The organism is Vibrio sp. 2-Bac 85 (genome assembly GCF_037546705.1).
Classification (GTDB): domain Bacteria; phylum Pseudomonadota; class Gammaproteobacteria; order Enterobacterales; family Psychromonadaceae; genus Psychromonas.
The window spans coordinates 72512-90756 of sequence record NZ_JALAAB010000015.1 but is presented as its reverse complement, the minus strand read 5'-3'; the positions used below and the strand labels follow the sequence as shown (position 1 = coordinate 90756).

The window sequence follows — 18245 nt, the reverse complement described above, 5'->3', positions numbered from 1 at the left end:
TAACGTTATAAATGCATGTTTTTATTGTGCCACCGATTCCCAGAGTAGAGTGTTATGAAAAAAAATTATCGAATTGCCCTTTTATTTAATGCCAACAAAGCTTACGACCGTCAGGTTATTAAGGGGGTTGGCGAATACCTACAAGCAACGCAATGTGATTGGGATATTTTCTTTGAAGAAAATTTTTGTACAAATTTAGCTAAAATCAAAGACTGGGTTGGAGACGGCATTATTGCAGACTTGGATGATCCTGACATTAAGTCACTTGTTTCTACTCTAAATATTCCAGTCGTAGGGGTAGGTGGTTCCTATGAGAATGAAAAAGACTACCCTAATGTGCCATATATCGGTACCGATAATAAAAATTTAGTCGAAACCGCTTTTCTGCACTTAATGGATAAAGGGTTAGAGCATTTTGCATTTTATAGCTTACCCGATGGGCCTACCAATCGATGGGCGGCTGAAAGAGAAAAAGCATTTAAAAGCATGCTCACTAGAGAAAACTATTCAGGTTCCGTTTATAGAGGAAATATAACGACTGCAGAAAGCTGGCAATATGATATGAACCGTTTAGCTGACTGGTTACAAAGATTACCAACACCGGTTGGTATTATTGCGGTAACCGATGCCCGAGCAAGGCACTTATTACAAGTATGCGAACACTTGGAGTTAATGGTGCCAGATAAGATTGCAATCATAGGTATTGATAATGAAGAGTTAACACGTTATCTCACCAGAGTGTCATTGAGCTCTGTGGGACAAGGGTGTAAAGCGATGGGATACGCTGCGGCTAAAATGCTGCATCAAAAATTAGTAACACCAGTAGATAATACTTTATCAGTTGATCATCAACTAGCGCAGTTACCGCGTATAATTATACCTGCTTCAAAAGTTTTTGAGCGCCAGAGTAGTGATTTTCAGGCGATTAATGATCCTCTGGTTATTAGAGCGATGCATTATATTCGTAATAACGCTTATAACGGTATTAAAGTTGATCAAGTGTTAGATCATTTAAGAATTTCTCGTTCAAATTTAGAGTCACGTTTTAAGGATGAAAGAGGGCACTCGGTACACCAAGAAATTCATAATGCTAAGCTTAAACGAGCTTGCCAACTTCTCAATTCTACCACCATTGCTATTGCTGAAATTCCAGATTTATGTGGATATCCATCGCTTCAATATATGTATACCGTTTTTAAAAAAGACATTGAGATGACACCAAAAGAGTACCGTATGATAAATCTGCTTGAGTAAAATGTTTAAGCAATATGCCTTATTGTTAACCTGTAATATTAATAATAGTTGGTTGCATTCACATAAATCATCAAAAAATAAAAAAATAAGTGTGAGGTTTGCCACGTTAGTTAAATCAGTGAATAGAGCTAACAAATATCATAATTGAATGAATTGCAGAAAAAGAAAAAGATGAGGTGAGTTTAAATAACATCTTTCTTAATCAACCAATGGAATCATTATTATGACTGAATTTTTTAAAAGTGTTTCTCCAATCAAGTTTGAAGGTACAACCTCAACAAATCCACTCGCATTCCGCCACTACGATGCAGAAAAAATTATTCTTGGCAAACCAATGAAAGACCATTTACGTTTTGCCGCTTGTTACTGGCATAACTTTTGTTGGCCTGGTTCAGATGTTTTTGGTGCCGGTACCTTTGACAGACCTTGGCACAAACCGGGTAATGCAATGGACATGGCAAAAATGAAAGCAGATGCTGCTTTTGAATTCTTTAAAAAATTAAACGTACCCTATTATTGTTTTCACGATACTGATATTGCACCAGAGGGTAATTCGCTAAAAGAATACCAAAATAACTTTGCTGAAATGGTTGATGTATTAGAAGCGAAACAAGCTGAGACCGGCCTAAAACTGCTTTGGGGTACTGCAAATGCGTTCTCTAACCCACGTTATATGAACGGTGCTGCAACCAATCCGAACCCTGAAGTGTTTGCTTATGCCGCTACTCAAATATTTAATGCAATGGGTGCAACACAACGCCTAGGTGGCGATAACTATGTATTGTGGGGAGGTAGAGAAGGTTACGAAACACTATTAAATACTGATTTGCGCCAAGAGCGTGAGCAGTTGGGCCGAATGATGCAGATGGTTGTTGAACATAAGCATAAAATAGGTTTTAAAGGTGCTATTTTAATCGAGCCAAAACCTCAAGAGCCTACTAAACATCAATATGATTATGATACGGCAACTGTTTATGGTTTCTTAAAACAGTACGGGCTTGAAAATGAGATTAAAGTCAACATCGAAGCTAATCATGCCACGTTAGCAGGTCATAGCTTCCAACATGAAATCGCAACAGCGACATCATTAGGTTTATTTGGCTCAGTTGATGCTAACCGAGGTGACCCTCAACTAGGCTGGGATACTGACCAATTCCCAAATAGTGTTGAAGAGAATACGTTAGTTATGTACGAAATTCTTAAAGCGGGTGGTTTTACAACGGGTGGTTTCAACTTTGACTCACGTGTTCGTCGTCCATCAATTGATGGTGCTGACCTTTTCCACGGCCATATTGGCGGAATGGATGTAATGGCTGCTTCATTAGAGCGCGCAGCGGGTATGATCGAAAATGATATTTTAGGTAAAAATATCGCTAATCGTTATGCTGGTTGGAATGACCAAATGGGCAAAGATATTTTAAGTGGTAAACTTTCACTCGCTGCATTAGCTGAGCATGCGGCTAAAAGTGATTTTCAACCAACCCCTGTGTCTGGTGCTCAAGAATACTTAGAAAACGTGGTAAACGGTTTTGTTTTTAAGTAGCTTTAAATAATTTTTAAATATTTTTATCAATAAAATCATAATAAAAAAGGGGCTTAATCAATTGATTAAGCCCCTTTTTCGTTTCTAGTCACTTTAGTCATGCGTAACGTGAACTATTATTAATGGTTTTATATTAACACTTTTATATTAACACTTTTATATTAACTAAGTGCCGCCGCAGCTACATAATACGCTGACCAGGTTTTGCACCTGAATCTGGGTTTAAAATATGAATATCTTCACCGCCAGGTCCCGCTGCTAATACCATGCCTTCAGACAAACCAAACTTCATTTGGCGTGGTGCAAGGTTGGCTACCATCACCGTTAATTTACCTTCCAAATCTTCAGGGTTATAAGCTGATTTAATACCAGCAAATACAGTACGTGTTTCACCGCCTAAGTCTAAGGTTAGTTTTAACAGTTTATTAGCTTTAGGCACATGTTCAGCTTTAGCAATTAAAGCAACACGTAAGTCCGTTTTAGCAAAAGTATCAAAATCAATCTCAGCGGCAATCGGTTCTTTATCTAACTCACTTTGACTTGCAGCCTGTGTAGCTTCTGCAGCTTTTTCTTTAGCAGCTGCATCGGCAGCTGCGCTTGCTTTAGATGATTCAACCATGGCTTCAACATGTTTAGGATCAATGCGTTGGAATAAAGCTTTAAACTTATTAATTTTATGGCCAGCTAATGGTGTTTGAATGCTGTCCCAAGTTAACGTTTCATCTAAAAATGATTCACTACGCTCGGTTAGTTTTGGCATGATTGGTTTCAAATACGTCATTAACACACGGAACAAGTTAATACCCATTGAACAGATATCTTGCACTTCAACTTCTTTGCCTTCAACTTTAGCCAATGCCCACGGTGCTTTGTCATCAATGTATTTATTGGCAATATCAGCCAATGCCATGATTTCACGAATAGCGCGAGCGAATTCACGGTTTTCAAATTGCGTTGCAATGGACTCACCGGCATCAACAAACTGTTGGTATAACTCAGGTTCAGAAACTTCTTTAGAAAGTTGACCGTCGTATTTTTTAGCAATAAAGCCAGCTGTACGAGAAGCTAAGTTAACTAACTTATTAACCACATCAGAGTTAACTCGTTGCGCAAAGTCTTCTAAGTTAAAGTCTAAATCATCAACACGAGATGTTAGTTTCGCAGCGTAATAATAACGTAAACACTCAGGATCTAAGTTTTCAAGATAAGTACTTGCTTTGATGAAGGTGCCTTTTGATTTAGACATTTTCTCACCATTAACACTGACATAACCATGTACATTAACGCCAGTCGGTTTACGGAAACCAGCACCTTCTAACATCGCTGGCCAGAATAAACCGTGGAAGTTGATGATGTCTTTACCAATGAAATGGTAAAGCTCAGCTGTGCTGTCTTTTTTCCAGTAATCGTCAAAGTTAAGACCATCGGTACGATCACACAGATTTTTAAAGCTGCCCATGTAACCGATAGGTGCATCTAACCATACATAGAAAAATTTACCCGGTGCATCAGGGATTTCAAAGCCAAAGTAAGGTGCATCACGAGTGATATCCCACGCTTTTAAGCCACTTTCAAACCATTCACTTAACTTATTAGCCACTTCATTTTGTAGTGCGCCTGATTTAGTCCATTCAACAAGCATGTCTTGAAATTGTGGCGCATCAAAGAATAAGTTTTCTGTATCTTTCATCACCGGTGTTGCATTAGAAACCACTGATTTTGGATTAATCATTTCAGCTGGGCTATAGGTCGCGCCACAAACATCACAGTTATCGCCGTACTGATCTTCTGCTTTACATTTTGGGCAAGTACCTTTTACAAAGCGATCCGGTAAAAACATCTCTTTTTCTGGGTCGTATAATTGCGAAACCACTTTTTTAGTTATGTAGCCGTTATCACGTAATGCTAAATAAACTTGTGATGATAATGCTTTATTTTCTTCTGAATGTGTTGAATGGTAGTTATCAAAACTGATGTTAAACCCTTCAAAATCTTTCTCATGATCAGCTTGTACTTGTGCAATTAATTGCTCAGGAGTGATACCCATTTCTTGCGCTTTCAGCATGATAGCCGTGCCGTGTGCATCATCAGCACAAACAAAATGAATGTTATTACCGCGTAAGCGCTGGAAACGAACCCAGATGTCAGCTTGTACGTGCTCAAGCATATGCCCTAAATGGATTGGACCATTAGCATAGGGAAGGGCGCAGGTAACAAGGATATTACGATCTTGATTAGCCATTTTATTTGATATTCCTTAAGTCTAAGCGGATTTTTTAAGCCAGTAATTCTACCCAAAAAACATTATAAATCCCACTCTTATCTAGGTTTCTTGATAGCTAGTAGGTATCAGTATGTATTAAGGCCTATTTTTAATAAGGATGATTTATCTAATGATTTTGATAAACTCACTCATCAATTCAGTTTTAAGGGTTTATCATGCTGTTTAAAAAGAAAACTATCGAACAAAAAGTTTTAAAATGTTTAGAAAAATCAATTGAAGAAACAATATTTAAAAAATTTATTGAGCAGCGTTTATTAGTTATTAAAGAAGACTCAGCTGAAATCAATTTACGTTTACCTTTCTATGCACCTAAATGGTTAGCTTCTTTACAACAACAAACAGCTGATTCATTACAAACCTTATTCAAACAACCTGCAGTGTGGAATGTTAGCTACAAAGTGCCCACCTTTGAGCACAAAAAAGTGGCCAAAACTAATCCTAATATAAACAACATTATTGCCGTTTCATCGGGTAAAGGCGGAGTGGGTAAATCTACGGTCAGTGTTAACCTTGCTATTTCGTTGGCCAAGAATGGTGCAAAAGTAGGGTTATTAGATGCAGATATTTATGGCCCATCTTTGCCTACTATGATCGGTAAAAAACAAACTAAATCGACCTCTGCTGATGGCAAACTATTAACGCCAATTAGCGCTCATGGCATTGTGGGTAATAGCATTGGCTTTTTAATCGATGATAAAGATGCCATGGTATGGCGTGGTCCTATGGCGAGTAAAGCCTTGCAACAAGTGTTGAATGAAACGGACTGGCCTGAATTAGACTATTTGATTGTGGATATGCCACCGGGTACCGGCGATATTCAATTAACAATGTCGCAAAATGTACCTGTTACCAGTGCCATTATAGTCACAACCCCGCAGGACGTTGCATTAATTGATGCTCAAAAAGGGGTTATCATGTTTAATAAAGTAGACGTACATGTCGCTGGATTAATTGAGAACATGAGCGTTTATTCCTGCGTTAAATGTGGCCATCAAGAAGCAATTTTTGGAACCGGTGGCGGACGAAAATTAGCAGAACAATTTAATTTACCTTATTTAGGTGAATTACCATTACATATTCGATACCGAGAAGATACCGATGCAGGTACGCCAACGGTAGCTAAAGGTGATCTTCCTGAGCTAGTTGATCCGTATTTACACTTAGCTGAACAGGTGGCAATTAATCTATATAAAGACTTACAGCCGACCATTGAGCAAATAAAAATTACAGAGCTGAAATAAGGTAAAGTGATTAATAAATTATCTACCCGTTGATAGAGGAATGAAAATGGCTGAAATTAAATTTTCAAATGCACAAAAAGCCACAATAGTAGATCAAATACAAAAGTATTTTGAAAAAGAGCTGGATCAAGATCTTGGGCAATTTGATGCTGAATTTTTGTTAGATTTCTTTACCGAAAAAGTGGGTAGTTATTATTATAATCAGGGTCTAAATGATGCTAGAGCATTATTAGATGATAAACTGGATACCATTACTGAATCATTTTATGAATTGGAAAAAGTCACTGAATTTGACTAAAAATATTACAATCAGATGTTGATATCAATAGTAGAATAACTGTAACTACTCAGGACCCATTAAAACTGAGTGCTTTTTAGCAAAATAAAAACGTAAATGCTCAGAGCTAAGCTATTTATTCAAGGCGAAAAAGCGCAGTTTAGTGGTTTAAATGAGCATTTTTCAACGAATAAATAGGCTTAAATAGCGACGGCCTGAGTAGTTACGAATAACTTTAATAAAATGAACCTTATACCCAGAGCCTTATAAAAACACCTTAAATAATGCTTAAAAATAGAAGAAGAGATAATGTCAAGTAGACCTTTAATAGATGAGTTAATGCAAGCCTTGCAATGTTTACCAAGTGTTGGGCCAAAGTCGGCACAACGTATGGTGTATCATTTATTAGATAAAAATCGTAATGGTGCGCTTAAGTTAAGTGACATGTTAGCAAGAGCGGTAGCCGAGATAGGCCATTGCCAACAGTGCCGTACATTTACCGAAGAAGATTTTTGCTCTATTTGTAACAACCAAAAACGCAATGACAACGGTACTATTTGTATTGTAGAAATGCCCGTTGATGTGGTGGCGATAGAACAAACTGCACTTTTCTCAGGTACGTATTTTGTATTAATGGGGCACTTATCACCACTCGATGGTATAGGTCCAGACCAACTGGGTTTGAATCTATTAGAAAAACAGATGCAAGCAGGTAAGACTAATGAAGTTATTTTAGCCACTAACCCTACGGTAGAAGGTGAAGCAACGGCTTATTACATCGCAGAAATGGCCAGAAAACATGGTATTCAGGTAAGTCGTATCGCACACGGCGTGCCAGTAGGTGGAGAGCTAGAGTTTGTAGATAGCACCACCTTATCGCATTCATTTACCGGCCGATCAAAGTTATAGACCCTGTTTGGCCTTGCTTTGCACTTTAGTGAGGCCTAAAGGTTGCCGTTTATGAGTTATAGCTTCAGCAGATAGTTCGCATCACTTAAAGGAATAAAATGTCTGCAAATAAGAATGTGCCATTTGAAGGCACAGAAAAAGCACACAATGCATTAAAGGAAACACTCACCAGAACAACACTAAATACGCTGTTGGCCAATCGTATTCCAGTGTCTATTGCTGATAAATTGTCTCGACAAGTCGCTGACAAGGTTGATTTATTAACGCTTTATAAAATTGTTGCCGATGATATGAAACATCAGCGAGTACCAAAGCAGCGCATTTTAGACAGAACTATTGTGCATATGTTTGAAATTTTATTTCGTATTATTAATTCTAATTCTAATTCGAATGCTAATAAAGGTAATGAAACCGCGCTTAAACAAAAAGAGTTTTTTACTCTGGTACCGCGTGGGGAATGTTTAGATCTATTTCTGCAGTTAGTAAAAGAATATTGCATGGGAGATACGGAAATTCAACGCTACACCTATCAGTTAGAGCAGTTGATAGAAGGGGTGAGTAATGAATATATTATCAATTGGGATAAACTGTATCAAAGCGATGAATTTAAGCGTTATCTTTCTGCTTTATTATCCTTAATATTGAAGCATCTACGTGATGATCGAGCACCTATTCCTGCGTTGGAAAATAAAATGCCCACTCATTTTCAACCCTATCGTATTAATTCATTTTTAAACCAAATATGTAAGTTGAAGCAAACAGGCGCGCTGCAATTAGATTAAATTAGTTTATTTAAAAGACTTCAACATTTAAATTTTTAGTGAAAATCATATAAATATAATGGATACAAAAAAGCGCTAACTTAGTTAAAAGTTAACGCTTTTTTCAAAGATAATTTATCGCAGATAGTGAGGGTATTTATAAGCTTTACTTAAGCATTACTTTCTACCCCGCCATACCAAAATCAAAGCTTACTTTTGAAATTGGTTAGTACTAAAGCGCGTTAAACCTTGTTTTCCATTTGCTGGTTTACTACCAAATTTTGCTTTAGGCGCACGCTTATTATTCGTCACTTTACCCTTATTTTTTGCAGCAACTTTATTGCCTTTTAACGGTGCTTTTGCTTTGGTAGCATTTCTGTTAAGGATTTCAGCACGCGTTTCTTTTGGTACTAAACACGTTGCTTTACTACCAATCAAGGTTTTATCTAATCCCATTTTGGTTAACGCTTCACGAATAATTGGCCAATTATCTGGATCATGATAACGCAGTATCGCTTTATGTAATCGACGTTGAACGGTTCCTTTTGGAATGGACACTGTTTCACTGTTTCTTTTAACATTACGCAATGAATTAATTTCTGTGTGATACAAAGTCGTGGCGTTCGCTAAAGGTGAAGGATAAAAGTTTTGTACTTGATCTAACTTAAAATCATTTTCTTTTAGCCACATTGCTAGATTGATCATATCCATATCTGTTGTGCCAGGGTGAGCTGAAATAAAGTATGGGATCAAGTATTGTTTTTTACCGGCTAATTTTGAGTAATGATCAAACAGCTCTTTAAATTTATCGTAGCTACCCATACCCGGTTTCATCATTTTATTTAATGGACCTTCTTCGGTATGTTCTGGCGCTATTTTCAAGTATCCGCCCACGTGATGCGTCGCGAGTTCTTTAACATATTCAGGATCTTGGATCGCCAAGTCATAACGAACACCTGATGCAATTAATACTTTCTTAATGCCAGGTACTCTACGTGCCGCGCGATATAGCTCAATTGTTGGCGTATGGTCAGTATCGAGATGACCACAAATAGTTGGCCATACACAAGAGGGTTTACGGCAAGTTGCTTCGGCTTTTTCACTCTTACAACGTAATTTATACATATTAGCCGTTGGACCACCAAGGTCTGAAATTACGCCAGTAAACCCAGGTACTTTAAGTTTAATGTCTTCAATTTCATTGATGATTGATTCCTGCGAACGACTTTGTATTATGCGGCCTTCATGCTCTGTAATACTACAGAAAGTACAACCACCAAAACAACCTCGCATAATATTGATCGATGTTTTTATCATATCGTAAGCTGGAATTTTAGCATCGCCATAACTTGGATGCGGAACACGCGCATAAGGTAAACCAAATACACCATCCATTTCACTTTCTTCTAATGGGGTTGCAGGTGGGTTTAACCAGATAGCACGACTACCATGCTTCTGCATTAATGCTTTTGCAGAGGTTGGGTTAACTTCTTGGTGAAAAATACGCGATGCATGTGCATACAGCATTTTATTTTCTTTCACTTGCTCAAAAGTTGGCAAATTAATATAAGTCGTTGACCAAGCTTTTGCTTTCTCTTCCCATCTTTTTTCACGCTCTTCTTGCGGCGTGCCTTTATGAGGGGTCATTTGGATAACTTGCGCTGTTTTAGTGATGTCTGATGCTTCATCAGCAGCATCGCTTTCATCTTTCGCCGTATCACATTTTTCGCTTAAATCTTGATAAGGGCTATAGATAGGATCTATTTTACCTGGCTTATCAACACTGCGTGAATCAATACCTGTCCAGCCAGGAAGGGCTGAATTGGTTAGAAAAGCACTACCACGTACATCGGTAATGGTTTTGATATCATCACCTTGTGCAATACGGTGTGAAATTTCAATTAGCGGACGTTCTGCATTTCCGTAAATTAATAGATCCGCTTTTGCATCAAACAAAACAGATTGACGGACTTTGTCAGACCAATAGTCATAATGTGCTATACGGCGTAAGCTCGCTTCAATACCACCAATAATAACGGGAATACCTTTGTAAGCTTCTTTACAACGTTGTGTGTAAGCAGCAACGGCACGATCCGGACGTTTACCGCCTTCATCATTTGGCGTATAAGCATCATCATGTCTTAGTCTTCTTTCAGCCGTATAACGGTTGATCATTGAATCCATGTTACCGGCAGTCACACCAAAGTATAAATTAGGCTTACCTAGTTCCATAAATGCATCTTTTGAATGCCAATCAGGTTGAGCGATAATACCGACTCTGAAACCTTGTACTTCAAGCATACGACCAATGACAGCCATTCCGAAACTAGGGTGATCCACATAAGCATCACCTGTGACTATAATAATGTCGCAACTATCCCAGCCAAGCTGCTTCATCTCTTTACGTGACATAGGTAAAAAAGGAGCTGCCTTAGCAGAGTCGCCTCTGTATTTTGGATATGAAAATAAATTGCGGTCTTTGTGGGGAGTTATTGGCTTCAAGAAAAAATCTCTAGTATTGGAATGTTAAATTGGGGTCATTGTACCATAGAGTTTAACAAAGTCGCTTTTTGTCGTTAACAAACAAAGGCGTTAATCAGTTGATCTTAAAGATCAACTGATTAGAGGACTATTAGAAGTGTGTTTTGAGATGATTAAAAGTTGTTTAAGCTAGTGGATCAGCAAGTTTAGCAATTAATTGAAGAGACTCGGGTTTAACCGACGTTAGCATTACATCAATCACATCACCTAATTGCAATTCAATTTGATCGGCTACTTTAACCACGCCTTGTTCACGAACACATTCTATTTTTTTAGCTTCAGAAGATTTACCTAACAAGCTACTTGGTACAAAGAAAGTCGCACCGTTTTCTTGAACACGCACGCGACAACCCGCTTTAACGATATCAAATATTTCTGCTTTATAACGCCAATCTGAGTTCTCTTGGTCTTTCAAATAGCAGCAATATAATAAATTATTCACATCACGCTCAGCCATACGCTGTACTTTACGCGCTTCATTAAGGTGTACACCGATATCAGCATCAATTTCAGTTGCTGTTTGTTGCATTAATACTGATTTGATTAAACGATGGTTAATTAAATCCCCATATTTACGGATTGGTGATGTCCAAGTCGCGTAATGGTCGACTCCCATAGTGAAATGCGGCGCAGGGGAAGGCGTTGTGTCTGCATAAGATAATAAACGGCGTAAACGATGATCTAAGTAAGCATTATGTAATAACGCCACATCTTGGCGCATTTTTATATAACCCTCTAGCGTTGCTAATGTTGCAGCTTCAACGGTGATGCCATATTCTGCTAATAAAGTAGCGGCTTTTTCTAATCTGTCCGAAGCAAAACCAGAATGCACATTAAACACTCCCGTTTGGCAATGCTTTGCAAGAAAGTCACCGGCACAAACATTCGCGGCAATCATTGACTCTTCAACTAAACGGTTCGCTGTACGGCGTGGTTCACATAGAATCTCGTAAACTTCACCTTTATTATTTAGCTTTAAAGTGTAATCGGGCTGGCTTTTAATTACTACGGTATTTTCGCAACGCCATTGATGACGGACTTCAGTCGCTTGTTCAAGCACTTTTAATAATGGCCCTAATTCTTTATTAGGTTTCCATTGACCTTCTGCTAGCGTTTCGTTTTCTAGATAAGTCGAAACATCATGGTAATTGAGACGATAATGAGATTTTATCCAGGCAGCAAAAAAAATGGGCTCGCCAAGGATTTCACCGCTTTTATCAATTTGCAAGGTACAACAGATAGTCGCGCGTTTTTCACCTTCTTTCAGTGAACATAAACTATCACTTAAATCACGCGGTAACATCGGCACGTTAAAGTTAGGTAAGTATAAAGTAAACGAACGTTTTTTCGCTTCCGCATCCATTTCGCTATTTTCAGGCACGTAAGCAGAAGGATCGGAAATAGCAACGGTTAGTGCCCAACCTTGTTCATTTTCTTCAATGTACAATGCATCATCCATATCCTGTGTATTAACACCGTCAATAGTAAAAAAGGGCATCTTTGTTAAATCTTGTCGTTCAAGGTCTGCATCGATAACCTGCCAAGGATGATCAAATTCAGGGGCTTTATTAGGTAATTGATGTGTAGCGACTGCAATTAAGCGATACGCAAATGGGTCGTTATGCTCAGCGACTTTCTCAACCACTTCAACTAAGAAACCATTATCATCAAGGGCGTGGGAAAGTAATTTAACCTTTACCCAATCACCATCATGGTAACCTTTATTGCTAAGTTGCATAGCGCCTTTAATTTTAAAGAAACCCTGTAATAACGGATTATTAGGTTTAATCGAGATACGTTTATCTTTAATAGAAAGTTGAGCAACAAACTCTGTGGTGTTAGTTTGTTTTAATTGTAAAGGTTGTGCTGATGACTTATCACCATTCTCTGTAATAGAGGCAGTTATTTTGTCACCGTGTAATACTTTTTTCATTTCACTGGGCGCAATAAAAAAGCGTTTACCTTTATCGGTTTCTAAAAAACCAAACCCACGTTCAGAGGCTTTGACAATCCCTGTGCGTTTTGGGGTGTTTTCCTGCATGGTTTGTTTAAGTTGATTTAATAATGGATTGTCTTGAAACATGCTGGAAACCTTAAGTGAATAGCGATAATAATGTTCGAGAAAGAGGCGTTTATAGAAAAACGAGGGTTGAAATAAAAGCGAATAATATAACTCGTTAAACTTCCTCAACTTAAGTGATGAATAGTAAAGGTGATTGCAGGGGAATTAAAGGTTGAAGTGCGCAAATGTTGAAAATTAAAACTAATTTTGAGAAATGTTAAAATAAAGCTTGGCTTTTTTTTAAATCTAGATATAGTACGCCTCGTTCTGCGGAGGGGTGGCAGAGCGGCTGAATGCACTGGTCTTGAAAACCAGCGAGGGTTAATAGCTCTCCGAGAGTTCAAATCTCTCCTCCTCCGCCACATTAAGAAAAAGGGCTTCTCAATTGAGAAGCCCTTTTTCGTTTCTACTACCTTATAACCTATACCTTATAAATTACTTTCTATCTTTACAACTTTCCATTGTTGCCATTGTCACTGTATTTAGTAATCACTTCCTTAAAAATCTAATCTTCTTTTAATTGTCATTAATTTTTATCTGCTAAATTGAATGCTCTGCTTTTCTCATGTATTTTGTTGTGAGTAAAATAAGTCCTTTTAACGAGAGCTGTAAAAATGAATCAATACATATACCCCGTGATGAAATACTGAAAGGGCGCTTAACATTGAAGGTGAATATAATAATGAAGATGCGTTGTTTTATAGTTGATACTCTCGCCACTATTATCTTCTTTACTGTTATTGCCGCTTGTACTGAGTTGTTCATAGCAGGAATGGATCCTAGCGAAGTATTTATTACACGTTTGATCATGATACCTATGATGGTATTAACCGCTAGGCCCTATGCAATTTGGCGTGATTGCTGTTTTAAATGGACACAACCTAATACTCGTTTATATAAAACAGTGATTGATGCTTTAGCGTTCATGTCATTTCAATTGCCCATTTATATCATCACATTAGCCATTGCAGGAGCAGACGTTAATGAAATAATTAGCCTTGTTATTTCATCTTCACTATTAATGCTGATGGTGAGCCGACCTTTTGGTATTTATCTCGAATATATAAGGCGTTATTTTAAAGTCACCTCGATAAATCAATATTAACTATTTGAGTAAACCAACGTTAACTATCTCAACAAACCAATGTTAATTGTTTCAATAAATCAGTCTTGGCTATTTCAATAAACCAATGTAACTATTTCAATGTAACTATCCTCAATCAATCAGCGCTAATTGGTTCAATTAATAATATTGTCTCAATTGCATGAATGGCGATTGATTGTAACTTGCTCTTTTTGGTTGGAAATTAAGCGTTCGAACTTTAATTGTAAAAAAGTACTTGGCTTTTATCTCAGTTTCTATAATATACGCCTCGTTCTGCGGAGGGGTGGCAGAGCGGCTGAATGCACTGGTCTTGAAAACCAGCGAGGGTTAATAGCTCTCCGAGAGTTCAAATCTCTCCTCCTCCGCCACATTAAGAAAAAGGGCTTCTCAATTGAGAAGCCCTTTTTCGTTTCAGTAACATTAGAAAAGGCTCATGACTGAAAAGTGATGAGCCTTTTTGCTCTCTAGGTTTTGATTGTTCTTCAGTATTAGCTTTTCTTCTCTATAAATTATTATGCCTTGATATACAAAATGGGTATCACTGTACTTCTCTCTTGTTAATAGAGAATGATTCTATCTAACCACATGATTAATATTTGATTTTTAATTTTAAGCTTTGGATTTTAGATCTTATGAGCGTATGGTTAGATCAATTTTAACAAATTAATGTATTCCGTATTTTTCTGCTTAATTTCGCTGTTAGGTTTTTATCAGAGTGCGCGGTTTACATCCATGCTTTTATGTAGGATTCGGACAATGAGAATTTGATTTACTTTGTGATCTTTGTAATAAATTACATGGTTTGCCTGGGGGTATTTACTATAGCCTTCTCTAATATAATCACAGTTGACTCCGATTTCAGGTTCATCTGCTAGTAATTGAAATGAGTAATCTAATATTTTTAAATAATCATTTCGTTGTGCTTGCCCCCATGTTAATTGGGTGTATTTTGCAATTTTAATTAAATCTGATTTCGCTTTAGCTGAGAGTGCGAATTTATTCATCAATGGCTATCTTTATCGAGTTCAGCAATTAATGAGTCATAGCTATAATCAACGGTGCCACTTTGCTCACCCTGAACTAGCATATTACGCAAATTAAGTAGTTTTGCTTCTTCGTCTTCTAATGCTCGCAAGCCTGCTCTAAGTACTTCACTTGCCGAACCGTAGCGACCTGAATGAAGTTGTTGGCTTATAAACTGATCAAAATGATCACCTAAAGTAACGCTCGTATTTTTAGCCATAATTAAAACCTTTTAGTTAGTACCAATATATATTGGATTATGGTATAAAAAACATAACAAGGCAATTAAAGGGAACAAAAAAGTTGGCTTTTTTCGTGCCTCAACAAGTATAGCCAACCATTTTAGCCCGCTTAGTGCGGCGTTGGTGAGTCAAGCTAAGCTTGATGCGACTTGCAGGGTGTAAGTCCCTGTCAGGTAAGGTTTAACCAACCACCTGTATCGAGTGTTGCGCCTTTGGCGGAGTCTGTGATTCGTGTATCACTTATCTGCGATTTATCGCTCCAGATGAACAAGAAAGGTGAAGCGTACACAGAGAATCATATAGGCCATAGGGGGGACGTGTCCCTGAAGTGCTGGTATCGCTCCGATAAATATTAGATCTGACTGACGAGGTTTGCAACGCCATCGAAGTCCAAGCAAAGCAATCGCAGTGGTGAGATTGTGGCGAGTCAGCGGAGTTTTCAAGCCGTGGCATGTATGTAGAGATGCATTGAGAACTTGAGAGATCCAAAGGTATTCCACAAGGAAGGTGGTAGGGAAGTTGAGTGAAAAGCAAGGCAAACGAAGATCTTTTGGAAGTCAGATCAGCCCATAGTAGTCTGAGCAGGGGAAAGCCTTGTACATGGCGAAGGAGCTGACAGTTACCGTCGCTGACAGGGCGAAAACACTGTTGATAAGAATAAAGTTGACTGGATGAGCGTAGACGAACTATCTCACGAAACACGATCAAGTCTTGCGTTTTGCTTTTTTAATTCTTCTCTAAGCATCACTTGCGATACATACACCTTATTATCACTTTATCTCTCATTATGTTCGACGTGCTTATTTGTGTTGTAGAGATAAATAAACTGGTCAATCATTTAAACATCGCCGCCAACAAATGCTAGCTACCCATAACTTCTTTCTCCCAACTTTCAGTTTAAATATATCTACGCACAGTACTCCTGTGACTTCATATTTTTGTAGTTAATCAAATTTTCTACTTGTACATATGATTAAGGTTTTATTCTGCTTGTTAACTTCTTGATTAGTTAATCAAAATTGCTATTGTGATATCAAATTAAAATAGATTAGATTGCTTTATCTATCCATTATAATCATGGATTCTTCTGCCTAATAATCTGTTTTCTGTTCGAGCTAATATGGGGTGTTGCTAGTGAAGGTCTTTACAATTTCATTTGTTTTTTCAGTTATGACGTTATTTTTATTGATGGTTTTGGATGGTGAACTATCAAACTTATATTGTGTTTGGCCGCTTAAAATCATTGAAGCGACAGGTGTATTGGGCAACAACGCTCCAACTTTTTATTATGATTGGTATGAGTTCTCAATGGCATTCTCTTTGCTCTTACAAAGTGCTTTCATATATGCAATCACATCAAGGCTCATGCGCAAAAAGAATATGTAAACGGAACTTAGCATTAACCTTTTTTCGAATATTTTGCAGAGAGTAGCGGGGGAAGTTTGTTTCACTTCGTTACTGGTTTTGCTTATTATTTTTCTCCCTATTTTACTGCCGATCTTTGGCTTTAAAAAGTTTATGGCTGTCTCATTCTCGATTTTCTAATGCTCGATTTCTAATTCTCGATTTCTAATTCTCAATTTAATATGAGGTTCGGGTTGGCTGAACGTGGATATATTTATAAAATTAGATTTTAAATTATGGAACTATTTTCCCACAATGATTGGAGAGTTAAATCATTTTCTTTTCTAAGATAATATTTATCATATGCAGATTGACGTAATAGTCCCAAGTTCGCAGGTTAATACCTTGTCTATAAGGTCAAATAGCGATAAGGCCAAACTTTTACGGTTCCAGCCTTCATCATTTAATTAGAAGGTTTATCTAAATTTTCAATATATTCAAGGAATTGAAACATGACAGCTTATTTTGTTATTACTTACGATATCGCCGACTCTGTACAATATGCGCAATATAATCCTGGTTCAAACCATATAACCGGGAGTACTGTCGCTAAACATGGCGGTGAGATTATTGTTGCAAGTAATGATGCGCTTAGATTACACGGGGCTGAGACTGCAATGAAAGTAATTATACAGTTCCCAAGTCGTGAAGCAGCGCTAGCATGGGACAACGATGCTGATTATGCGAAGGCAAAAGCGATACGTTTAGCTTCAACAAAAAATATAAATGCGTTTATTGTTGATAAGCTTTAATTATTGAAAATGATTAATAATTACAGAAAAACACAACAAAATATTATGTGTTAATAGAAACTAGCGTATTTAGTTATAGTCGAGACGTTGAAATAATGAAGTGTATTCACTGAATATATCAATAGTTTTTGTCCAGCTATTTAGTACATTGCTATTTGATACAATAGCTTATAAAAAACTGTTGAATTCATTAACTTTAAGTAAGCGTTAGAATTTATGCAACGTTAGCCATCTGATTTTTTGTTGATTCTGTCAATCGATGACTTTTTATTTTGCTGTAAAACAGCACTGGACATTAAAAATATAAAAACTGCCGTATTATTAATATTGCGCTTTACGCGATTTTAAAGGACACTATCACAAAGCCCTTACAGGCACTATTTTAATAAGATAAGGAACCAACTATATATGTCGGGTTTAAACAACCAAGATAGCAATCCAAACAGTGATAAAAATCAACTTAAAGCATTGCTAGAACAGCCTATTGAAGATTTACCTCTCATTTCACTTTACCGTATTAGATACCTAGCGACTGAATTGTCTATGGAATCTGTGGTTACCCATGCTCAACAGATCATTGATAAACGTAAAAATGCGATGTAATTAGTTTTTATTGACTGAATTAAGACCACTAATAATTAGCCGGCATTAATCTCAATCAATAACCATAATCAACCTACCTTTTAGTGAAATAGTTTTATAAACTCAGAGGTAGTTTGTTATGACGCAGTCTAGGTATTACAGTCTAGCCGCATATAAATCGTATTATCATTGAAAAATAATGGGAACACATGAATTATTGTGACCCCATTAATCATCTATTTCTAAACTCAACTAGCTCTAAACT

Annotated in this window: 14 protein-coding genes and 2 tRNA genes; 11 read left to right on the top strand and 5 right to left on the bottom strand. The window is 37.3% G+C overall.

Annotation, left to right across the window (positions count from 1 at the left end; genetic code table 11):
• Positions 1-54: 54 nt before the first annotated feature.
• Entirely contained in the window at positions 55-1254 is a 1200-nt protein-coding gene (locus MT390_RS14960; RefSeq protein WP_499441958.1) for a XylR family transcriptional regulator, read from the top strand.
• Positions 1255-1477: 223 nt separating this feature from the next.
• Positions 1478-2797 (top strand): xylose isomerase, encoded by a 1320-nt coding sequence (gene xylA, locus MT390_RS14955; RefSeq protein WP_182691051.1) that lies wholly within the window; start codon positions 1478-1480, stop codon positions 2795-2797.
• A 181-nt stretch (positions 2798-2978) separates the two neighbouring features.
• Here the strand turns inward: xylA and metG are convergent, their stop codons facing one another.
• Entirely contained in the window at positions 2979-5039 is a 2061-nt protein-coding gene (gene metG, locus MT390_RS14950) for a methionine--tRNA ligase (protein ID WP_499441956.1), read from the bottom strand.
• A gap of 197 nt (positions 5040-5236) precedes the next feature.
• Between metG and apbC the strand changes: the two genes are divergently transcribed.
• From apbC to MT390_RS14930, 4 genes are all read left to right on the top strand, one after another.
• Positions 5237-6322, top strand: coding sequence for an iron-sulfur cluster carrier protein ApbC (apbC, locus tag MT390_RS14945; RefSeq protein WP_499441955.1), 1086 nt, complete (start codon positions 5237-5239; stop codon positions 6320-6322).
• A gap of 46 nt (positions 6323-6368) precedes the next feature.
• Entirely contained in the window at positions 6369-6620 is a 252-nt protein-coding gene (locus tag MT390_RS14940; RefSeq protein ID WP_166373053.1) for a DUF2164 domain-containing protein, read from the top strand.
• Between the two features lie 288 nt (positions 6621-6908).
• Positions 6909-7508 (top strand): recombination mediator RecR, encoded by a 600-nt coding sequence (gene recR, locus MT390_RS14935; protein WP_166373052.1) that lies wholly within the window; start codon positions 6909-6911, stop codon positions 7506-7508.
• Positions 7509-7606: 98 nt separating this feature from the next.
• Positions 7607-8290: a hypothetical protein gene (locus MT390_RS14930; protein WP_299668372.1), complete on the top strand. Its 684-nt coding sequence runs from the start codon at positions 7607-7609 to the stop codon at positions 8288-8290.
• A 189-nt stretch (positions 8291-8479) separates the two neighbouring features.
• Here MT390_RS14930 and MT390_RS14925 read toward each other — a convergent pair whose 3' ends face one another.
• Both MT390_RS14925 and MT390_RS14920 read right to left on the bottom strand, forming a co-directional pair.
• Entirely contained in the window at positions 8480-10771 is a 2292-nt protein-coding gene (locus MT390_RS14925) for a YgiQ family radical SAM protein (RefSeq protein ID WP_499441953.1), read from the bottom strand.
• A 163-nt stretch (positions 10772-10934) separates the two neighbouring features.
• Positions 10935-12893 carry an exoribonuclease II gene (locus MT390_RS14920; RefSeq protein ID WP_499441951.1) on the bottom strand — a complete coding sequence of 653 codons (1959 nt, stop codon included), beginning with the start codon at positions 12891-12893 and terminating at the stop codon, positions 10935-10937.
• Positions 12894-13143: 250 nt separating this feature from the next.
• On the opposite strand from MT390_RS14920, the gene MT390_RS14915 reads away from it, so the two are divergent.
• The 3 genes from MT390_RS14915 to MT390_RS14905 all read left to right on the top strand — a co-directional run bounded on the left by MT390_RS14915 (position 13144) and on the right by MT390_RS14905 (position 14345).
• A tRNA-Ser gene (locus tag MT390_RS14915) sits at positions 13144-13234 on the top strand.
• A 320-nt stretch (positions 13235-13554) separates the two neighbouring features.
• Positions 13555-13977, top strand: coding sequence for an L-alanine exporter AlaE (gene alaE, locus MT390_RS14910; protein ID WP_499441949.1), 423 nt, complete (start codon positions 13555-13557; stop codon positions 13975-13977).
• A 277-nt stretch (positions 13978-14254) separates the two neighbouring features.
• Positions 14255-14345 (top strand) — tRNA-Ser (locus tag MT390_RS14905).
• Between the two features lie 342 nt (positions 14346-14687).
• Here MT390_RS14905 and MT390_RS14900 read toward each other — a convergent pair.
• Both MT390_RS14900 and MT390_RS14895 read right to left on the bottom strand, forming a co-directional pair.
• Complete coding sequence (locus tag MT390_RS14900) at positions 14688-14981, bottom strand: type II toxin-antitoxin system RelE/ParE family toxin (RefSeq protein WP_499441948.1); 294 nt, start codon at positions 14979-14981, stop codon at positions 14688-14690.
• Complete coding sequence (locus tag MT390_RS14895; RefSeq protein WP_166372440.1) at positions 14981-15220, bottom strand: type II toxin-antitoxin system ParD family antitoxin; 240 nt, start codon at positions 15218-15220, stop codon at positions 14981-14983. Before MT390_RS14895 ends, MT390_RS14900 begins: the two co-directional genes overlap by 1 nt.
• A 1878-nt stretch (positions 15221-17098) precedes the next feature.
• On the opposite strand from MT390_RS14895, the gene MT390_RS14890 reads away from it, so the two are divergent.
• Both MT390_RS14890 and MT390_RS14885 read left to right on the top strand, forming a co-directional pair.
• Positions 17099-17398, top strand: coding sequence for a DUF1330 domain-containing protein (locus MT390_RS14890; protein WP_166372441.1), 300 nt, complete (start codon positions 17099-17101; stop codon positions 17396-17398).
• Positions 17399-17806: 408 nt separating this feature from the next.
• Complete coding sequence (locus MT390_RS14885; protein ID WP_166372443.1) at positions 17807-18001, top strand: hypothetical protein; 195 nt, start codon at positions 17807-17809, stop codon at positions 17999-18001.
• Positions 18002-18245 lie beyond the last annotated feature (244 nt).